At 72.1% G+C, this 17,328-nt stretch carries 18 protein-coding genes; 13 read left to right on the top strand and 5 right to left on the bottom strand.

Going from position 1 to position 17,328, the window contains the following annotated elements:
• The first annotated feature begins 179 nt into the window (after positions 1–179).
• The 5 genes from AB0B86_RS26885 (at position 180) to AB0B86_RS26865 (ending at position 2,440) form a co-directional block, all read left to right on the top strand.
• Positions 180–1,004 (top strand): sigma-70 family RNA polymerase sigma factor, encoded by an 825-nt coding sequence (locus AB0B86_RS26885; RefSeq protein ID WP_357403258.1) that lies wholly within the window; start codon positions 180–182, stop codon positions 1,002–1,004.
• Between the two features lies 1 nt (position 1,005).
• On the top strand, positions 1,006–1,293 hold the full coding sequence (gene rsrA, locus AB0B86_RS26880) for a mycothiol system anti-sigma-R factor (RefSeq protein ID WP_357403260.1): 288 nt from the start codon (positions 1,006–1,008) through the stop codon (positions 1,291–1,293).
• A gap of 42 nt (positions 1,294–1,335) precedes the next feature.
• On the top strand, positions 1,336–1,506 hold the full coding sequence (locus AB0B86_RS26875) for a hypothetical protein (protein ID WP_357420065.1): 171 nt from the start codon (positions 1,336–1,338) through the stop codon (positions 1,504–1,506).
• 212 nt (positions 1,507–1,718) lie between these two features.
• Complete coding sequence (locus AB0B86_RS26870) at positions 1,719–1,934, top strand: biotin/lipoyl-binding carrier protein (RefSeq protein WP_357403262.1); 216 nt, start codon at positions 1,719–1,721, stop codon at positions 1,932–1,934.
• Positions 1,931–2,440, top strand: coding sequence for a GNAT family N-acetyltransferase (locus tag AB0B86_RS26865; RefSeq protein ID WP_357403264.1), 510 nt, complete (start codon positions 1,931–1,933; stop codon positions 2,438–2,440). Before AB0B86_RS26870 ends, AB0B86_RS26865 begins: the two co-directional genes overlap by 4 nt.
• An 11-nt stretch (positions 2,441–2,451) precedes the next feature.
• Here the strand turns inward: AB0B86_RS26865 and AB0B86_RS26860 are convergent, their stop codons facing one another.
• Entirely contained in the window at positions 2,452–3,072 is a 621-nt protein-coding gene (locus tag AB0B86_RS26860; RefSeq protein WP_357420064.1) for a helix-turn-helix domain-containing protein, read from the bottom strand.
• A 112-nt stretch (positions 3,073–3,184) separates the two neighbouring features.
• Between AB0B86_RS26860 and AB0B86_RS26855 the strand changes: the two genes are divergently transcribed.
• Positions 3,185–4,774, top strand: a complete 1,590-nt coding sequence (locus AB0B86_RS26855) for an MDR family MFS transporter (protein WP_357420063.1) — start codon at positions 3,185–3,187, stop codon at positions 4,772–4,774.
• A 73-nt stretch (positions 4,775–4,847) separates the two neighbouring features.
• On the opposite strand, the gene AB0B86_RS26850 is transcribed toward AB0B86_RS26855, so the two are convergent.
• Positions 4,848–6,677, bottom strand: a complete 1,830-nt coding sequence (locus AB0B86_RS26850; protein ID WP_357420062.1) for a tetratricopeptide repeat protein — start codon at positions 6,675–6,677, stop codon at positions 4,848–4,850.
• A 191-nt stretch (positions 6,678–6,868) separates the two neighbouring features.
• Here AB0B86_RS26850 and AB0B86_RS26845 point away from each other — a divergent pair, with 191 nt between their 5' ends.
• Together AB0B86_RS26845 and AB0B86_RS26840 are read left to right on the top strand one after the other, a co-directional pair.
• Positions 6,869–7,900, top strand: coding sequence for an SIS domain-containing protein (locus AB0B86_RS26845; RefSeq protein ID WP_357420088.1), 1,032 nt, complete (start codon positions 6,869–6,871; stop codon positions 7,898–7,900).
• Positions 7,901–7,925: 25 nt separating this feature from the next.
• Positions 7,926–9,521 carry a histidine kinase N-terminal domain-containing protein gene (locus tag AB0B86_RS26840; protein WP_357403273.1) on the top strand — a complete coding sequence of 532 codons (1,596 nt, stop codon included), beginning with the start codon at positions 7,926–7,928 and terminating at the stop codon, positions 9,519–9,521.
• A 9-nt stretch (positions 9,522–9,530) separates the two neighbouring features.
• Here AB0B86_RS26840 and AB0B86_RS26835 read toward each other — a convergent pair whose 3' ends face one another.
• Positions 9,531–11,108, bottom strand: coding sequence for a glycosyltransferase family 39 protein (locus AB0B86_RS26835; RefSeq protein ID WP_357403276.1), 1,578 nt, complete (start codon positions 11,106–11,108; stop codon positions 9,531–9,533).
• Between the two features lie 36 nt (positions 11,109–11,144).
• Complete coding sequence (locus tag AB0B86_RS26830) at positions 11,145–12,170, bottom strand: aldo/keto reductase family protein (protein WP_357403278.1); 1,026 nt, start codon at positions 12,168–12,170, stop codon at positions 11,145–11,147.
• Positions 12,171–12,232: 62 nt separating this feature from the next.
• On the opposite strand from AB0B86_RS26830, the gene AB0B86_RS26825 reads away from it, so the two are divergent.
• The 5 genes from AB0B86_RS26825 (at position 12,233) to AB0B86_RS26805 (ending at position 16,860) form a co-directional block, all read left to right on the top strand.
• On the top strand, positions 12,233–13,144 hold the full coding sequence (locus AB0B86_RS26825; protein WP_357403280.1) for an ArsR family transcriptional regulator: 912 nt from the start codon (positions 12,233–12,235) through the stop codon (positions 13,142–13,144).
• A 293-nt stretch (positions 13,145–13,437) separates the two neighbouring features.
• The gene (locus tag AB0B86_RS26820) at positions 13,438–15,150 is read left to right on the top strand and encodes a nitrite/sulfite reductase (protein ID WP_357420061.1); all 1,713 of its coding nucleotides are present in this window, start codon (positions 13,438–13,440) and stop codon (positions 15,148–15,150) included.
• Complete coding sequence (locus AB0B86_RS26815) at positions 15,147–15,308, top strand: hypothetical protein (RefSeq protein WP_167517323.1); 162 nt, start codon at positions 15,147–15,149, stop codon at positions 15,306–15,308. Before AB0B86_RS26820 ends, AB0B86_RS26815 begins: the two co-directional genes overlap by 4 nt.
• A complete protein-coding gene (locus AB0B86_RS26810) occupies positions 15,305–16,066 on the top strand; it encodes a phosphoadenylyl-sulfate reductase (RefSeq protein ID WP_357420060.1) in 762 nt (253 codons plus the stop codon). Before AB0B86_RS26815 ends, AB0B86_RS26810 begins: the two co-directional genes overlap by 4 nt.
• Positions 16,063–16,860 carry a CbiX/SirB N-terminal domain-containing protein gene (locus tag AB0B86_RS26805; RefSeq protein ID WP_357420087.1) on the top strand — a complete coding sequence of 266 codons (798 nt, stop codon included), beginning with the start codon at positions 16,063–16,065 and terminating at the stop codon, positions 16,858–16,860. Before AB0B86_RS26810 ends, AB0B86_RS26805 begins: the two co-directional genes overlap by 4 nt.
• Positions 16,861–16,927: 67 nt before the next feature.
• On the opposite strand, the gene AB0B86_RS26800 is transcribed toward AB0B86_RS26805, so the two are convergent.
• Positions 16,928–17,185, bottom strand: coding sequence for a WhiB family transcriptional regulator (locus tag AB0B86_RS26800; protein WP_007072794.1), 258 nt, complete (start codon positions 17,183–17,185; stop codon positions 16,928–16,930).
• Positions 17,186–17,328: the final 143 nt, after the last annotated feature.

The raw sequence follows: 17,328 nt of genomic DNA, 5'->3' as shown, positions 1-17,328 counted from the left end.
TCCGATGGTGCCGCCGGCCCGGTTCGGACCGGCGACACCAGTCCTCCCAGGCCCTTCCTGGTCCCAGCGCCGGCCGCCGTCGGGGCCGGGACCAGGAACGGGGGAGGGGCAGCCGGAATGTCCCAGTGGTCATCTCGCGTTACTAACCCCGGACGACTTTTCTGCGAGGGGGGCGACCGGTGCCGACCGAGACACGAAGCCTGAAACGGGACGAGCGTGACGTCCGGCAGCTGAAGCGGCTGCTGGATGGTCCGGAGTGGCCCGCGACGGCGGGGCCGGGCGGGGCGGGTGCGGTGAGCACTGGCACACCGGCCGGAAGTGAATCTGCGGGCAGGTCCGTGCGCGTATCCTCGGCGGGAAAGCATCCGACGCGAGGGGATGTGCGGTTGACCACCGAGAAGACGGACGAGCGCAGGGCCCGGTTCGAGCGGGACGCGATGCCATTCGTCGATCAGCTCTACGCTGCTGGGCTGCGGATGACCCGCAACCCGGCGGATGCCGAGGACCTGGTTCAGGAGACGTACCTGAAGGCGTACGCGGCCTTCCACCAGTTCGAGCAGGGCACGAACCTGAAGGCCTGGCTCTACCGGATCCTGACCAACACCTACATCAATTCCTACCGCAAGCGGCAGCGCCAGCCGATTCAGGCGCCCACCGAGGAGATCACCGACTGGCAGTTGGCCGAGGCCGAGTCGCACACCTCCAGTGGGCTGCGCTCGGCCGAGACCGAGGCGCTGGACCGGCTGCCGGACAGCGACGTCAAGGAGGCCCTCCAGCAGTTGCCGGAGGAGTTCCGCCTGGCCGTCTACCTCACCGATGTCGAGGGCTTCTCCTACAAGGAGGTCGCGGACATCATGGGCACGCCGATCGGCACGGTGATGTCGCGTCTGCACCGGGGTCGTCGTAATCTGCGCAAGTTGCTAGAGCGCTATGCCGGTGAGCGGGGCTTCAGTGCGGCCCGCTCGGCCAAGGGCTCGACCGCTGCCGCCGGCCGGGAGGTGTGACGTGAGCTGTGGACAGCCGCACGAGACGGACTGCCGTGAAGTGCTCGCGGAGGTTTACCTCTACCTGGATCTGGAGTGCGCCGACGAGCGGCGCTCACTGATCCGGCACCACCTGGACGAGTGCGGGCCCTGCCTGCGTGAGTACGGGCTCGAGCAGGAGGTGCGGGCGTTGGTGGCTCGGTGCTGCGGCAACGAGACCGCGCCGGACGAGCTGCGCGAGCGACTGCGGGTCAAGCTCACCGAGCTGGTGGTCTTCGAGACAAGTGATTCCCGCGAGCTGGCCGACTGAGCGTCGGCGCCGCTGACGGAGCAAAACCGGTGGCCCGGGTCGTTGTCGACCCGGGCCACCGGTGCACCCGGCGTCGGCCGGGTCGAGCTGATCGGTGACGGGCCGCCGGCCCGTCGATCCGTTCAGGAGTTGGGACGCTTGCCGTGGTTCGCGGCGCTCTTCTTACGAGCCTTCTTCTTCCGGGACTTCTTCGCCATGCTGACCTCCTCGTGATTGGGGCGGATCCGTGCTGCCCACGACCTCGGCGTCGGTGCTCCACCGGCGGCCCGGCAGCGGGTCCGACCCGCTGATGGTAGTGCGGTCGGCACCTGCCGCTTCTCCCCGGGGCGGGTGCCCCATCCCGGCGGTGCCGCTGCGCGCCCACCGACGAACGTCGCATGATTGGATACGTCGGCAGGCATATCGCGAAAAGGGAGGGCCCGGACATGGCCGAGGAGATCCGCGCCGAGATGGTGGCGAACGTCTGGAAGGTCGTCGCCACGGCAGGTGACACAGTGGCCGAGGGCGACACCCTGGTGATCCTGGAGTCGATGAAGATGGAGATCCCCGTCGTCGCCGAGTCCGATGGTGTGCTGGAGCAGCTCGCGGTGCACGAGGGCGACGTGGTGCAGGACGGCGACCTGATCGCGGTGATTGCTTGACCGGGGTGCGGGTCCGTCCGGCCGAACCTGCCGACTTCCCGGCGGTGGCCCGGTTGACGGTGGCCGCGTACGAGGCGGACGGCCAGCTCAAGGGCGGACACGGCTACGGCGAGGTGCTTGCCGATGTGTCGACCCGGGCCGCCAGCGGCGCGGTGCTGGTCGCGGTCGACGAGGTGACCGGGGCGGTGCTCGGGTCGGTGACCTTCGTGCTGTCGGGCACCCCGTTCGCCGAGCTGTCCGGGCCGGGCGAGGCGGAGTTCCGGATGCTCGCGGTCGACCCGGGCGCTCAGGGTCGGGGGGTCGGCGCGGCACTGGCGCAGGCGTGCGTGACGCGCGCCGTCGAGCTGGGTTGCACGGCAGTGGTGATCTGCGTCCGGGCCGGGATGGCCGCACCGGCGCACCGGCTCTACGCGCGGCTCGGGTTCGTCCGGGCGCCGGAGAAGGACTGGGCCCCTGCGGCGGGTGTGGACCTGCTCGGCCTGCGACTGGACCTCACAGCCGGCTGAGCCGCCGACGATCAGCCGCGCGGGCTCCCCGACGTGGCCGCCGCACTCTCGTCGGGCTTCGCGGCGGCACCAGCGCCGATCGCGCCCAGCAGTTCGTCGGCCACCTCCAGCGCGAGCCGGCGACGCTCCTCGTTGGTGATGTCCGGTGCCCGTACGGCGAACCAACTCGTGTGCACGGCGAACAGTGACAGCGCGGCGCGCAGTTGGGCGGCGGGGGAGTCGTCGCCCCGGCAGAGGGCGTCGACGAGCTGCATCATCCGGCCGCGCATCTGCTGGCCGGAGGCGAGGCTCTTGAGCACTGTCTGGTTCTGCTCGAAGAAGCGCATCACGGACGGCTGCTCGCCGCCGAACATCGTGTCGGCGTAGCGGGTGATCAGCTCGCGCCGGGTGGCCAGGGTGGCTGGCTGCGTCGCGGCCCAGGCGTTGAGGGCGTCCATCTTCTCCAGCCGGTCCTCGACGAAGCTGGCGACGATGTCGTCCTTGCTCTTGAAGTGGTAGTAGAGCGCGGCCTTCGTGACGTTGAGTCGCTCGGCGATCTCCCGGAGCGAGGTCTTCTCGTACCCCTGCTCGGTGAAGAGCTCGAGCGCGACGGCCTTGATCCGCTCCCGCGTCCCGCCTGTGCTCTCCCTCACCCAAACCCCCCAATTGACTTGACCGTGGCTTCCTACCCAACTTACCGTGCGGCTAGTAAGGTGACTAGCCGGGCGGCAAGTAAGTGTGGCAAACCTCGGGGGGAGCTTACCCATGACTCAGGCAACCCAGGCCGGCGTACGACCCAACAACATCAGGGTCGTGCTGTTCGGGCTGATGATCGCGATGATGCTCGCGATGCTCGACAATATGATCGTCAGCACCGCGCTACCGCGGATCGTCGGCGAGTTCGGCGGCCTCAACCACTTCACCTGGGTGGTCACCGCGTACGTCCTGGGCACCACAGTGTCCACCCCGATCTGGGGCAAGCTCGGCGACCTCTACGGTCGCAAGTCGGTCTTCCTGACCTCGGTCATCATCTTCCTCGTCGGCTCCGCCCTCTGTGGCATGGCCGGCTCCGGGATGCTCGGCGGCCCGCAGGACGGCATGGTCCAGCTCATCGCCTTCCGTGCCGTGCAGGGCCTCGGCGCCGGTGGGCTCATGGTCGGCGTGATGGCGATCATCGGTGACCTCGTCCCGCCCCGCGAGCGTGGGCGCTACCAGGGCATGATCGCCGGCATCATGGCCATCGCCATGGTCGCCGGTCCGCTGGCCGGTGGCTTCATCACCGACCACCTCTCCTGGCGGTGGGCGTTCTACGTGAACCTGCCGCTGGGCGGGATCGCGCTGCTCGTGTTGATCAGCACGATGCACCTGCCGAAGTACCGCACCGAGCACCGGATCGACTGGCTCGGGGCCGGGCTGCTCTCGGTCGGCATCACCGCGATCGTGCTCATCACCACCTGGGGCGGCAACGAGTACGACTGGACGTCACCGCAGATCCTCGGCCTGGCCGTGCTCGGCGCGCTCGCGCTTGTGGCGTTCGGCCTGGTGGAGCGCCGGGTTCAGGAGCCCATCCTGCCGTTGGCGCTCTTCGCGAACCGCAACTTCGCGCTGATCTCGGTGATCGGCTTCCTGCTCGGTTTCGCGATGTTCGGCGCGATGAACTTCCTGCCGCTCTACCAGCAGACCGTGCAGGGGGCGTCGGCGACGAACAGTGGTCTGCTGCTGCTGCCCCTGATGTTCGGCATGCTTGTGGTCTCGCTTGTCATCGGCCGGGCGATCACCAGGAACGGTAGGTACCGGGCGTACCCGATCATCGGTGGCGTGGTGATGACGGCGGGCATGGCGCTGCTGTCCATGCTCGACACCGACACCAGCAAGCTGATGTCGTCGCTGTACATGATCGTGCTCGGCGTCGGCATGGGCTTCCTGATGCAGACGTCGATGCTCATCGCCCAGAACAGCGTGGAGCAGAAGGACCTCGGCGCGGCCAGCGGCGCGGCGACCTTCTTCCGGTCGATCGGCGGCTCGTTCGGCATCTCGCTGTTCGGCGCGATCTTCGCCAACCGGCTGGCCAGCTCCGAGGGCGGTCGAGCCTTCGGGGGCGGCGAGGCCGGCGCCGGCATGGACCTGGCGAAGCTCAAGGACCTGCCGGCCCAGGCCCGCGAGATGGTGCTCGGTGGCCTCTCCGACGCGATCTCGCACGTGTTCCTCTGGGCGGTGGTGTTCACCATCGCGATCCCGGTGCTCGCCTGGTTCATCAAGGAGATCCCGCTGCGCACCGCCAACGAGGCACCGCCGCAGGCCACTCCGGAGGAGGAGGCCGAGATCGCTCTCGGCAAGGCAGCTCCGGTCGCCTGACCCACAACCGCACCGCACGCCGCGTCGTCCCGTCCGGGTCGGCGCGGCGTGCCCGTTCCCGCGACCCGGCTACCTAGCGGGCGCCACGCAGGCGCTGCCAGAGGCGGCGTAGCGGGTTGCGGGGGCGGGGGACTCGGGGCGAGAGCGTGCCGAGCAGTTCGGTGGCCAGGGCCGCGGTGGCCCGGTCCAGTTCCGGCACGGCGAGCGCCAGGTGGGCCAGCGAGACGGCGATCGGGACCGGCCGGGCCCGAGCCACGGCCGCCACGTCGGCGAGCCGTTCCGCCGCCACCGCGGCCACGTCCGACCGTACCGACGGATCCACCCAGGCGGCCGTGACCAGGGCGAACAGCGCCGCCTCGGTGACCCAGTCCTCCACGTCCCAGACCAGATCGAGCAGCACCCGACGCCGGGTCGAACCCTCCCACGGCTCGTCGGTCCGGTGGTGCAGCAGCCCCAGGCAGGCCCACACCTGCACCCCACGAACCCACATCGACGGGTCGTGGGCGGCCAGCAGCCGACCCACCGCGTTCGCCGGTGCCGCCGGCGGGTGCACCAGCAGGCCGAGCAGGTCCGCCACGTCGAGGCCGGCCAGGCCCACCGCCGCGTCGTACGCCGCCGGCGGGTGCGGCCAGGCCGGGTGGGCGAGCTGACCGATCCGTTCGACAGCCGTCGCCGAGGGCGCCGGTAGTGCGGGGGTGGGAACGTTGTCCGTGTAGTGCCACAACCGTTGGGCGGACGCCCGCCGGGGCTCGCGCGGGTCCGGATCCGACGTGCCGACGACGTCGATCCGCAGCCCGGGGGCGGTGGACGTGGCCGTCCGGACGGCGCTCGGCGGGGCGGCGGCGGACAGTTGTACGGCGCTGCCGGAACCGTTGTCGTCATCGGCCACGGCCTGGCGCAGCGCGTCGACGAGTGGGCCGCCGGCCGGGGTCAGCTGGCCGAGCCAGGGTCGGCCTCGGCAGCACTGCGCCAGGTCACCGTGCTCGTGGCTGTCGTCGGGGTGGTCGCGGACGAAGTCGGCGAGCGCGACCAGGTGGGCCAGGTCGCCGTCGCGCAGGTGCCGGAGCCGGTGCGCGGTGTGCACAGCGCAGTCGAAGGACGGGTCGCGGGCCAGCGCCCGCTCGGTCCACTCCAGTGCCTCGTCCAGCCGGCCGATCTCGGCCAGGGTGCCGGCGATGTCCGCGTAGATCGCCAGGTCGTCCGGGTCCAGCTCGACGGCCCGAGTGAGGGCCGCGAGGCCGTCGCGGGTCCGGCCCGCGCTGCGGTACGCGTACCCGAGCCAGACCTCGCCCATCTTCGAGCGTTGTGCGCGTACCCCTCGGGTGGCCCAGCGCACCGCAAGCGCCGCCTCGCCGAGACGCCGGGCCAGCGCGGACGCCGCACCCAGCAACAGGCCGTGCTCGGGATGGACGGTGGCCGCGTTGCGGGCCAGCGTGAGGTACGGCGTGAGGGCACCCCGGTCGACCCGCGGCACCGGGTCGGGCAGCGCGGCGCAGATCTGCATGAGGGTGCGGGCGATGTGCTCCGGGTCCAACCGTTCGGCCAGCTCGGGCGCGGTGACCCAGGGCACGCCGGCCCACTCGGTGCCGGGCGCGTACGCGGTCGCCGCGGCCAGCAGCTCCAGCCCCTCGGCCGGACGGCCGGCGGTGGCGAGCAGGTGGGCGCGGGCGACGACCGAGCCCACGAAGGCGTGGTGGTTGAGCGGGAAGAGGCCGAGGCCACCGCCGCTGGCCGCGGCGAGCCGGGCCAGCGTCTCGTGTACCTCCGGGAGGGTCGGGGCCTGCGCCAGTGCGCCGGCGAGGTGGCCGGCGGCGTGGTGCAGGTCGCCCTCGTCGAGTGCCAGCCGGGCCAGCGCCAGCTCCTCCGTCGCGGAGAGCGCGGGGTCGTCCGTTCCCTCGGGCACGTCGTCCTCTCATCGCTGGGCTTGGCCGGGTGCGGCCCCGCCCAGCTTAGTTGATATTGAGATCAATTGGTGATCATCTGCGCACTCCTGCTCGTTCGATTGCCGAGATAGGCTTAAAAGTGCAAGACTGAGCAAGAACCGCGCGGCAATCGCGCAGGGGAGGGGTTTCCGTGACACGTGCAGGGGCCGGGATGGCCGCCGACATCGACGAGCAGCCGGCTGGCTACGCCCGTCTGCTCTCGGCCGCCAACGCCGCGGAGATCGCGCGAGTGGCGGCGGTCATCGCCGAACGTCGCCCCCGGCACGTGGTCTTCACCGCCCGGGGCACCTCCGACCACGCGGCCCTCTACGGGGCGTACCTGACCGAGATCCGGCTCGGCCTGCCCGCCGGGCTCGCCTCGCCCAGCGCGGTAACCCTGTTCGGGGCCCGACCCGATCTGTCGGACGCGCTTGTCGTCGGGGTCAGCCAGAGCGGGGGTTCACCCGACCTGGCCGAGGTGCTACGCGCCGCCCGCGCCTCCGGAGCGCTGACCCTCGCGGTGACGAACGCGCCGGAGTCGCCGCTTGTGGAGGTGGCCGAGCTGAGCGTCGACATCGCCGCCGGGCACGAGCGGGCGGTGGCCGCCACCAAGACGTACACCGCCGAGCTGCTCGCCCTGCTGATGCTCGTGGAGGGGATCCGGGCCGGCGACGGCGTGCTCCCGGCGGACGAACGGGAGGCGCTCGACGCGCTGCCCGAGTTGGCCGCCCGCACCCTGGCCGACGACACCCCGACCCGGCTCGCGCCGCGCTACCGGTTCGCCCGCCAGTTGGTCACCACCGGCCGGGGGTACGCCTACCCGACCGCCCGGGAGGCGGCGTTGAAGCTGATGGAGACCTCGTACCTGCCGGCGCTCGCCTTCTCCGGCGCCGATCTGCTGCACGGCCCACTCGCGATGACCGACCCGGAGGTTCCGGTGCTCGCGGTGGTCGGCTCCGGCCCCGGTGGCCGGTCGATGGGCGAGGTGCTGCCCCGCCTCGGCGAACGCCGCGCCGACGTCGTTGTGGTCGGCTCCGCCGACGTGCCGGGCGCCACCCGGCTGGCCGTGCCCGAGGTCGACGAGCGGTACGCCCCACTGCTGGACATCCTGCCGTTGCAGCGGTTGGCGCTGGCCCTGGCGCTCACCCGAGGTGAGGATCCAGACGCGCCGCGCGGGTTGAAGAAGGTCACCGCGACGATGTGAGGGGCGGCGTGGCACCCTGGTCACCGTGTCCACGCTGCGCGACCTCGCCGAGGAGCACACCCATCTCCGTCCGGCCGACATCGACCACCTGCACCGCATCGCCGGCGACTGGCAACTGCTCTCCGATCTCTCCTTCGCCGACCTGTTGCTCTGGGTGCCGGTCGACACCGAGGGCACGTTCCTCTGCGTCGCCCAGGTCCGCCCGACCACCGCACCCACCGCCTACCAGGACGACCAGGTGGGGCGGATCGTCGGCGGTTCCGAGGTGGCCCACCTCGGGGTGGCGTACTCCCAGGGCCGGATCTGGCGGGAGGGCGACCCGGTCTGGTACGGCGACGTGCCGGCCCGGCACGAGGCGATCCCGGTCCGGTTGCGGACCGCCGAGGGGGAGGCCGGCGAGGTGATCGCCGTGGTGGGGCGGGACACCAACCTCTCCACCGCGCGCACCCCGAGCCAACTGGAGCTCAACTACCTGACCACCGCCGACGACCTGGCGCAGATGATCGCGGACGGCACCTTCCCGCCACCACGGCACCCGGGCGAGACCACCTCCGCACCCCGGGTCGGCGACGGCCTGGTCCGGCTCGATGCCGGCGGCAAGGTCACCTACGCCAGCCCGAACGCGCAGTCCGCGTACCGCCGGTTGGGCTACGCCGCACACCTGGTGGGCGAGGATCTGGCCGCGCTGCACCGCCGGCTGGCCGGGGATCCGCTGGACGGCACCGAGGCGGCGAACGGCATCCTGGCCGCCCTGCGCGGCGAGGCGCCACCCCGACGGGAGATCGACGCGCGGGGTGCCACGATGCTCACCCGGGCGCTGCCACTGATGCCCGCCGGAGTGCCGATCGGCGCGCTCGTGCTGGTCCGCGACATCACCGAGGTTCGCCGTCGGGATCGGGCACTGATCACCAAGGACGCCACGATCCGGGAGATCCACCACCGGGTGAAGAACAATCTCCAGACCGTTGCCGCGCTGCTGCGGTTGCAGGCCCGCCGGGTGGCCATGCCGGAGGCCCGCGTCGCGCTTGAGGAATCGGTGCGCCGGGTCGCCTCGATCGCCCTGGTGCACGAGACGCTCTCGATGTCCAGCGACGAGGCTGTCGAGTTCGACGGCATCGTGGACCGGGTGGCCAGCGCGGCGACCGAGGTCGCGGCGACCGAGGTGAGCGTCGGCATGCGTCGACGGGGCAGCTTCGGCGTGCTGCCGGCGGAGATCGCCACCTCGCTGGTGATGGTCCTCAACGAGTTGCTGCTCAACGCCGTCGAGCACGGCTTCCCGCCGGCCGACGAGGTGGACGACGCCCCCGCGCCCGTCGCCGGTCCGGGTCTGGTGCCGGCGGTCGCCCCCGAGGTTGATGACGCGATCAGGCCGGAGGTGGTGGTCTCGGCGCACCGGTTCCGCAAGATGCTGCACGTCTCGGTGACCGACAACGGACGAGGGCTGCCGCCGGGCTTCGACGCGGAGCAGGCCAGCCGGCTCGGCCTCCAGATCGTCCGGGCCCTGGTCACCGGGGAGTTGCGCGGCACCATCGAGCTGCGGGCCGGCGCCACCGGCGGCACCGAGGCGGTCCTTGTCGTCCCACTGGCCCGCAACAGCCACGAAGGCCGCTCACCGGCCTGATCGCCGCCGTCAGCGGGTCAACAGGGCGACGGTCAGGCCGGGGCGCGGCCAGACCTGGGCGACAGCGAAGTCGGCGCGCAGGGCGTCGCCCTTGGCACCGGTCACGGCGGCCAGCGGATCGGCGTGCCGGCCGGAGATCACCAGCCACACCCGGGTCGTGCCGGCCAGGCACTGTGCCGGTTGGGGGCACTCGGCCGCCCACAGGTCGCCCCGGCGGACCTCGTCCTCGGTGACCAGCACGTCCCGTGGGGGGTCGTCGAGGTGGTACTCGATGCCGAGGTCGAGGAAGAGCCAGCTCTGCCGGGGCGAGTAGACCACCGCGTCGCCCGGCCGCTGACCCTCGGCGATCACCCGAGCCACACCCGCGTAGTCCACCGGCGCGCTGCGCGGCCATTCGTGGGTACGCCGCAGCGCCGCCTGGTCGGGAAGGCCGAGCAACCCGGCCAGGAGCACCACGGCGAGCGCGGCCGGCGCGGCCACCGCGGCCAGCGCCGCGCCCGCCAGCAGGCAGGCGAAGGGCACCACGAAGACCAGGTACCGGGGCACCCACAGTGGTACGACCTCACCGGCGGCGAAGAGCAGCAGCACGGGCAGCAGCACCGCGCTCACCGGTAGCAGGGCCCGCCGCCCGAGCCGGGCCGCCCCCAGCGCGGCGACCCCGACCAGCAGTCCGCCCACCACGCTGCTCTGTGCCACGCCGCCGGGCAGCGCGGTCAGGTCGTCCAACCTGACCAGGCTCACCCAGTTCAGCTGGCGGGAGCGTTGGGCCCGGGCCTTGAGCAGCAGGGGAGCGACAAGCAGAGCAACCGGAACCACGGCGACCACCCACCGCCACACCCGCCGGTCCCGCTCGCCGGCGCGACGGTCCCGGCCGGCGGTGGTTCGGCCCTGGGCGCCGGTGGGCCGGTCCCGGCCGGCGGTGGTTTGGCCCTGGTGGGCGGTGGGTTGGTCCGGGGTGGCGACGCCGGCTGCGGCTGGGCCGCGCCACCAGGCCAGCAGGACTACCAGAGCGTGCGCCGCGAGCAGGCTGAGCGCGATCAGGTGGATGAGCCCGAGGGCGGCCACCGCGGCGGCGTAACCGGCCCACCGGGTCCAGCTCGGCCGGCGCAGTGCGGCCACCAGCAGCAGGGTGGCGAGCACCGCGAGCATGGTGGCCAACGCGTACGGGCGGGCCTCCTGCCCGTAGCGGGACGTGCCGGGGAGGACCGCGAACAGCAGCCCGGCGAACAGCCCGGTGCGCCGGTCGACAAGCCGCGCGCCGAGCACGGCGAGCAACCCGGCCGCCACCGTCATCGCCAGCACGGCCGGAGTGCGCAGGGCGATCGTGGAGTCGCCGAAGATCGCGGTCCAGCCGTGCATCAGCAGGTAGTACGGCCCGGTGGCGGCGTCGATGGTGCCGGCCAACCGGGCCAGCTCGTCGGGCGACCGGCTGGCCGCGCTCCAGGTCGCCAACTCGTCGCGCCAGAGCTGGGCCGAACCCAGTCCGGTCAGGGTCACCACCAGGGTCAGCAGCGCCGGGGAGAGCCAGACCGGTACGCGGCGCAGGTGGTCCCACGCCGCACCGGTCGACTCGGACAATCTGCCCACGGTTCGAGCCTGCCACGCCTGGCCCGCCGTTGGGTGTCAGCCGGGCGCAGGCGGTCGGCGCCAGGCCGGCATCACGTCGTTCGGTCGGGCGGTCTTCGCCGGATCACGCTCGACCAGATCGCCGAGCACGGCATCGATCCGCTCGATCAGTTCGTCGTCCAGCCGTACCGTGGCCGCACCGGCCGTCTCGGCGAGCTGCTCGGGTCGGGACGCGCCGACGATCGCGCTGGCCACTGTTGGTCGGTGCAACACCCACGCCACCGCCAGCTGGGCCATCGTGCAGCCGGCGGCATCGGCGACCGACCGGAGCTGGCGGACCCGGGAGAGCAGGAGATCCGACGAGTAGCGGGCGATGAACGACCCGCCGAAGTCGTCGGTGGCCCGGGAGTCGGCGGGCGGGCGTTGGCCGGGTTGGTACTTGCCGGTCAGCACGCCCATCGCCAGCGGCGCCCAGGCGAGCTGGCCCAACCCGAGTTCCGCGCTGGTCGGCACCACCTCGGCCTCCACCACCCGCCACAGCATCGAGTACTGCGGCTGGTTGGCGATGAACGGGACCCGCAGTTCGGCGGCGAGCCGCAGGCCCGCCCGCAGCTGCGGGGCGGTCCACTCGGAGGCGCCGACGTAGAGCACCTTGCCCTGGCGGACCAGGTCGGCGAAGGCGAGCATCGTCTCCTCCAACGGCACCGTGTCGTCGTACCGGTGGGCCTGGTAGAGGTCGACGTAGTCGGTGCCCAGCCGGCCCAGCGAGGCGTGGCAGCTCTCGATGATGTGCTTGCGGGACAGCCCGGCGTCGTTGGCTCCCGGCCCGACCGGCAGGAACACCTTCGTGCACAGCTCGACCGAGCTGCGCCGGACGCCGCGCAGCGCCTTGCCCAGCGCCTCCTCGGCCCGACCTTGGGCGTACCGGTCGGCGGTGTCGAAGGTGGTGATGCCCGCGTCCAGGGCGGCGCCCACGCAGGCGGCCGCCGCGTCGTCGTCGAGCTGATTGCCGTGGGTGACCCAGTTGCCGTACGCGACCGCGCTGACGCGCAGGCCCGACCGGCCCAGTTGTCTGTACTCCATGTGAGGATCCTCGGGCCGTCCCGAGCTGTCGCCGAAGCGTTCGAGCGTGATCGAATCCGTCGGTGATCGAGATTCGGTTCTCGCCTGACGACCTGAGCCGGGTGCGGTTCGTGCACTCGCCCCTGGCCGAGCTGGTGGCCAGCTCCTGGGCTTTGCGTAAGCCGGCGAAGTACTGGATGCACCGGCCGTGGCGGGAGCGCGCCGAGCGGCTGCTGCCGGATGCCGGCCTCGAGCCGCTGCTGGCGGTGCTCAGATCGGCAAACGGCTACGTGCCGGACTTCCTCACCCCGATCGGGGTGACACCGAACCTGGCCGCCGAGTTACGGGCGGTCGCCGACACCGACCCGTCCCGGGTGCGACGGCAACTGGAACGCGCCGGTGCTCCCCGGCTGTCCCCTGACGAACTGGTCGCGCAGCTCCACAGGTACTTCACACTGCTGATCGCACCGGACTGGCCCCGGCTGCGGGCGCTCGCGCTGGCCGACATCCGGCGCCGGATGCTGCTCGCCGCCGAGCAGGGTGGGCGCACCCTGCTCCGCGAGGTGCACCCGTTGATCCGGTGGGACGGCGCGGCGCTGCGGGTCGCCGTCGGCACGAAAGTGCCTGCCGGCCTGGACGGACGCCCGTGGACGTTGCTGCCCACCGCGTTCTCCGGACCGACTGTCCATGCGATCATGGAGGGCGACGCCGGGCCCGCCCTCTGCTATCCGCCGGCCGGGCTGGGCGGGCTGTGGGATTCGCCGCCGCCCAGCGCGGCGCTGGGCGCTCTGCTGGGCAGTACCCGGGCGGCGGCGCTGTCCCTGCTCGACACCCCGCTGAGCACCGGTGAGCTGGCCGCGATGTTGGGGCTCGCGCCGGCGACCGCGTCGCACCACCTCACCACCCTGCGAGACAACGGCCTGATCACCGGCGTACGGCAGGGGAGAGTGGTGCGTTATGCCCGAACTATCCTTGGTGACCAACTGGTCGGCTGACCGTCGGCCCGTGATGTGGGATCCAGCACGCGGACATTGGCCGACCCCCTTCAGGTGTGGGAGCATGGGCGCATGACCGCCGCAGTCGTCCGCCGCTTCGTGGCACGTCGCCACGTCGATTACGGCCGCGTGCGCAGCGCGATCTGTCCGGCTTACTGACGACGCCCGACCAATCTGTCTCGGGCGCGCTCCGCGCCGGCTGTCTGAAGACACCGTTGTCCCGCCCGCTTCGCCGGGCCGGCCGTCGCGCCCCGCGTACCCCCGAGGCACAGCAGACAACGGAGGACGCCGCGATGGCGGTCAGCAGCAGCCCTGCCCGTTCCGAGGACCCGACGACCCGCCCGACCCGGGCGCCGCGCCGGCCCCGGGGTGAGGGTCAGTGGGCGCTCGGCCACCGTGAGCCGCTCAACCCCAATGAGCGGATCAAGAAGGACGACGACCCGCTCAACGTCCGGGCCCGGATCGAGACAATCTACGCGCACCGTGGCTTCGCCTCCATCGACCCGCAGGATCTGCGCGGCCGGTTCCGCTGGTGGGGCCTCTACACCCAGCGCAAGGCGGGCATCGACGGCGGGCGCACCGCCGTGCTGGAGCCGCACGAGCTGGAGGACGAGTTCTTCATGCTGCGGGTCCGCATCGACGGCGGCCAGCTCAGCCTGGCCCAGCTGCGGGTGATCGCGGACATCTCCCGGGAGTTCGCCAGGGACACCGCCGACATCACCGACCGGCAGAACATCCAGTACCACTGGATCCGGGTCGAGGACATGCCGGAGATCTGGCGTCGGCTGGAGTCGGTAGGCCTGCAGACCACCGAGGCGTGCGGCGACTGCCCGCGCATCGTGCTGGGCAGCCCGGTCGCCGGGGTGGCCCGCGACGAGCTGCTCGACCCGACGCCGGCGATCGACGAGATCGTCGCCCGGTACGTCGGCGACAAGCAGTTCTCCAACCTGCCCCGCAAGTTCAAGACATCGATCTCCTGGCTTGTCGACACCCCGTACGAGTCGAACGACATCGCCCTGCTCGGCGTCGACCACCCCGAGCACGGGCCGGGCTTCGACCTCTGGGTCGGTGGCGGGCTCTCCACCAACCCGATGCTGGCCCAGCGGCTCGGCGTCTGGGTGCCGCTGGCCGAGATCCCCGACGTGTGGGCCGGGGTGGTCGGGATCTTCCGCGACTACGGCTACCGCCGGCTGCGCAACCGGGCCCGGCTGAAGTTCCTGGTGGCCGACTGGGGTGTGGCGCGCTTCCGGGAGGTGCTGGAGAAGGAATACCTGGGGCGTACGTTGCTCGACGGCCCCGCCCCGGAGCTGCCGGCGAAGCCGATCGACCACGTGGGCGTGCACGAGCAGGCCGACGGGCGGCACTACGTGGGCGCCGCGCCGGTGGTCGGGCGGGTCTCCGGTGGGCAGCTCGCCGAGCTGGCCGACGTGGTCGAGGCGCACGGCAGCGACCGGGTGCGACTCACCCCGTACCAGAAGCTGCTGGTGCTCGACGTGCCGTCGGAGCGGACGGAGTCGCTCGTCGACGCGCTGCGTGGCATCGGCCTGGAGGCCCGGCCGTCGGCCTGGCGGCGCGGCACCATGGCGTGCACCGGCATCGAGTACTGCAAGTTGGCGATCGTCGAGACCAAGGCCCGCGGCGAGGAGTTGGTGGCCCGGCTGGAGCAGCGGCTGCGCGACTTCGACGCGGACATCTCGATCCACATCAACGGCTGCCCCAACGCGTGTGCCCGCACCCAGGTGGCCGACATCGGCCTCAAGGGTCAACTGGTGGTCGGTCCGGACGGCCGGCAGGTGGAGGGCTTCCAGGTGCACCTGGGCGGCGGCCTGGGCATGGCCCAGGGCCAGACCGCCGGCTTCGGCCGCAAGCTGCGCGGCCTGAAGACAACCGCCGACGAGCTTCCGGAGTACGTGGAACGGCTGGCCCGCCGCTACCTGGCCGGGCGGAGCGAGGGCGAGACGTTCGCCAACTGGGTGATCAGAGTCGACGAGGAGGAACTGCGGTGAGCAGCGAAAACCGAGCGGCACCTCTGTACTGCCCCTACTGCGGCGAGGAGGACCTGCGGCCGCACGAGGCGGGGCACGGCGCCTGGGAGTGCCACGCCTGCGCACGGGTCTTCTCGGTGAAGTTCACCGGGCTGCTCTCCCGGGCGGTGACCCGATGAGTCTCGTCTCCGCCGCGAGCCTGCGCCTGGTCGGGCCGGGCGCTGTCACCTCGACCGAGTCGGTCGGGCGTAACCCGGACGAGCTGCGGACGCTTGCCGAGCAGGCGGCCCGGGATCTGGAGGGCGCCCCGGCGCTGGAGATCGCCAGGTGGGCGGCGCAGACCTTCGGCGACCGGTTCTGCGTCACCAGCTCGATGGCCGACGCCGTGCTGGCGCACCTGGTGTCCCGGGTCGCCCCCGGGGTGGACGTGGTATTCCTCGACACCGGTCTGCACTTCCCGGAGACGCTGCGCGTGCGCGACGAGGTGGCCCGCACGCTGCCGGTGAACGTCCGGTCGATCCGGCCCCGGCTCACCGTGGGGCAGCAGGACGGCCAGTACGGTCCGCGGCTGTTCAACAAGTCGCCGGACGACTGCTGCCAGCTGCGCAAGGTGGAGCCGTTGGAGCGGGCCCTGTCCGGGTACGACGCCTGGGCCGCGGGCCTGCGCCGGGACGAGTCGCCGACCCGGGCCAACACGCCGGTGGTGACCTTCGACGCGCGGCGCGGCAAGGTCAAGGTCAATCCGATCGCGGCCTGGACGCAGGCGGATGTGGACGCCTACATCGCCCGCTTCAACGTGCCGGTGAACGAGCTGTTCAAGCAGGGGTACGGGTCGATCGGCTGCTGGCCGTGCACCCGCCGGACCAAGGCCGGCGAGGATGCGCGGGCCGGCCGGTGGGCCATGTTCGAGAAGACCGAGTGCGGGCTGCACGTCTGACCTCGCCGGCGACCACCCCGACCGGCCCTGGTGCGGCCGGAGGGGCGGACCCGGTGGTGCTTGTCGCACACGGCAGCCGGGATCCACGAGCGGCCGATGCCACCCGGGCGCTCGCCCGTGCCGTGTCGGCCGCCCGGCCCGGTACCCCGGTCCTCGCGAGTTGGCTTGACCACACCGAGCCGGGGCCGACCGAGGTGCTGCGTGGCCTGGCGGCGGCCGGGCACCGTCAGGCGGTGCTGGTGCCGCTGCTGCTGACTGCCGCGTACCACAATCGGGTGGACATTCCGGCTGCGGTGAGCGCGGCGGTGCGGGCCGAGCCGGCACTTGCGGTGCGGGTGACCGACGTGCTCGGCCCGGCGGACGGCACCGTCGACCCGGGGCTGCTGGGTGGGCTGCGTCGACGCCTCGCCGAGGCGCGGCCGGGCCGCTTCGACGCGCTGGTGTTGGCCGCGGCGGGCACCCGGGACGCGCGGGCCCGCCGGTCGGTGGGTCAGGCCGCGGACGCGCTCGGCGCGGAGTTCGGGGTGCGCTGTCGGGTGGCGTACGCCTCGGCGGCTCCCCCGGCGGCCGGGGTTGCGGTGTCCCGGCTACGTGCGGCCGGTGCCCGGCGGGTAGCGGTGTGCGCGTACTTCCTGGCGCCGGGCCTGTTCCACGACGCGGTGACCGAGGCGGCTCGAGCGGCCGGCGCGGTGGCGGTGTCCGCCCCGTTGACCGATGCGCCGGAACTGGCCGAGGTGGTGCTGCGCCGGGTCGATGACGGGTCGTGCGGCCACGTCGTGGCACCTGCCGGTTGAGGCCGGAGCGGACAGCGGAACGCCCCGGTGGGCGGACCCACCGGGGCGTACAGCTGTGTCGTTGGGATCAGGCGGAGTGAGCGCGCAGCACGCGGAGGCCGCCGCGCCGCTTGACGGCACGCCGTTCCTCTTCGCTCATCCCGCCCCAGACGCCGGCGTCCTGACCCGACTCGAGCGCCCACTGCAGGCACTGGTCGGTCACGGAGCAGCGCCTGCAGACGGCCTTGGCCTGCTCGACCTGCAGGAGAGCCGGCCCGGACGTCCCGATCGGGAAGAACAGTTCCGGGTCCTCGTCGCGGCAGACAGCATGGTGACGCCAGTCCATGGCGGCAACACTCCTCATTCTGGATGGGTGGCAACAATTGCTTGGTCGTGCTTTTCCTATATGCATCCGCAGTGCCGATGGTGACGGTTAGCGTCCGTCTATTCGGCAGTGCGTGAGCAGGCTGTTAGCGCCGGGGACCTGCT

The sequence above is a fragment of the Micromonospora sp. NPDC049047 genome, assembly GCF_040649135.1.
Classification (GTDB): domain Bacteria; phylum Actinomycetota; class Actinomycetes; order Mycobacteriales; family Micromonosporaceae; genus Micromonospora.
Note: the sequence above shows the minus strand (reverse complement) of the source record. Positions and strands in the feature narration are given on the sequence as shown.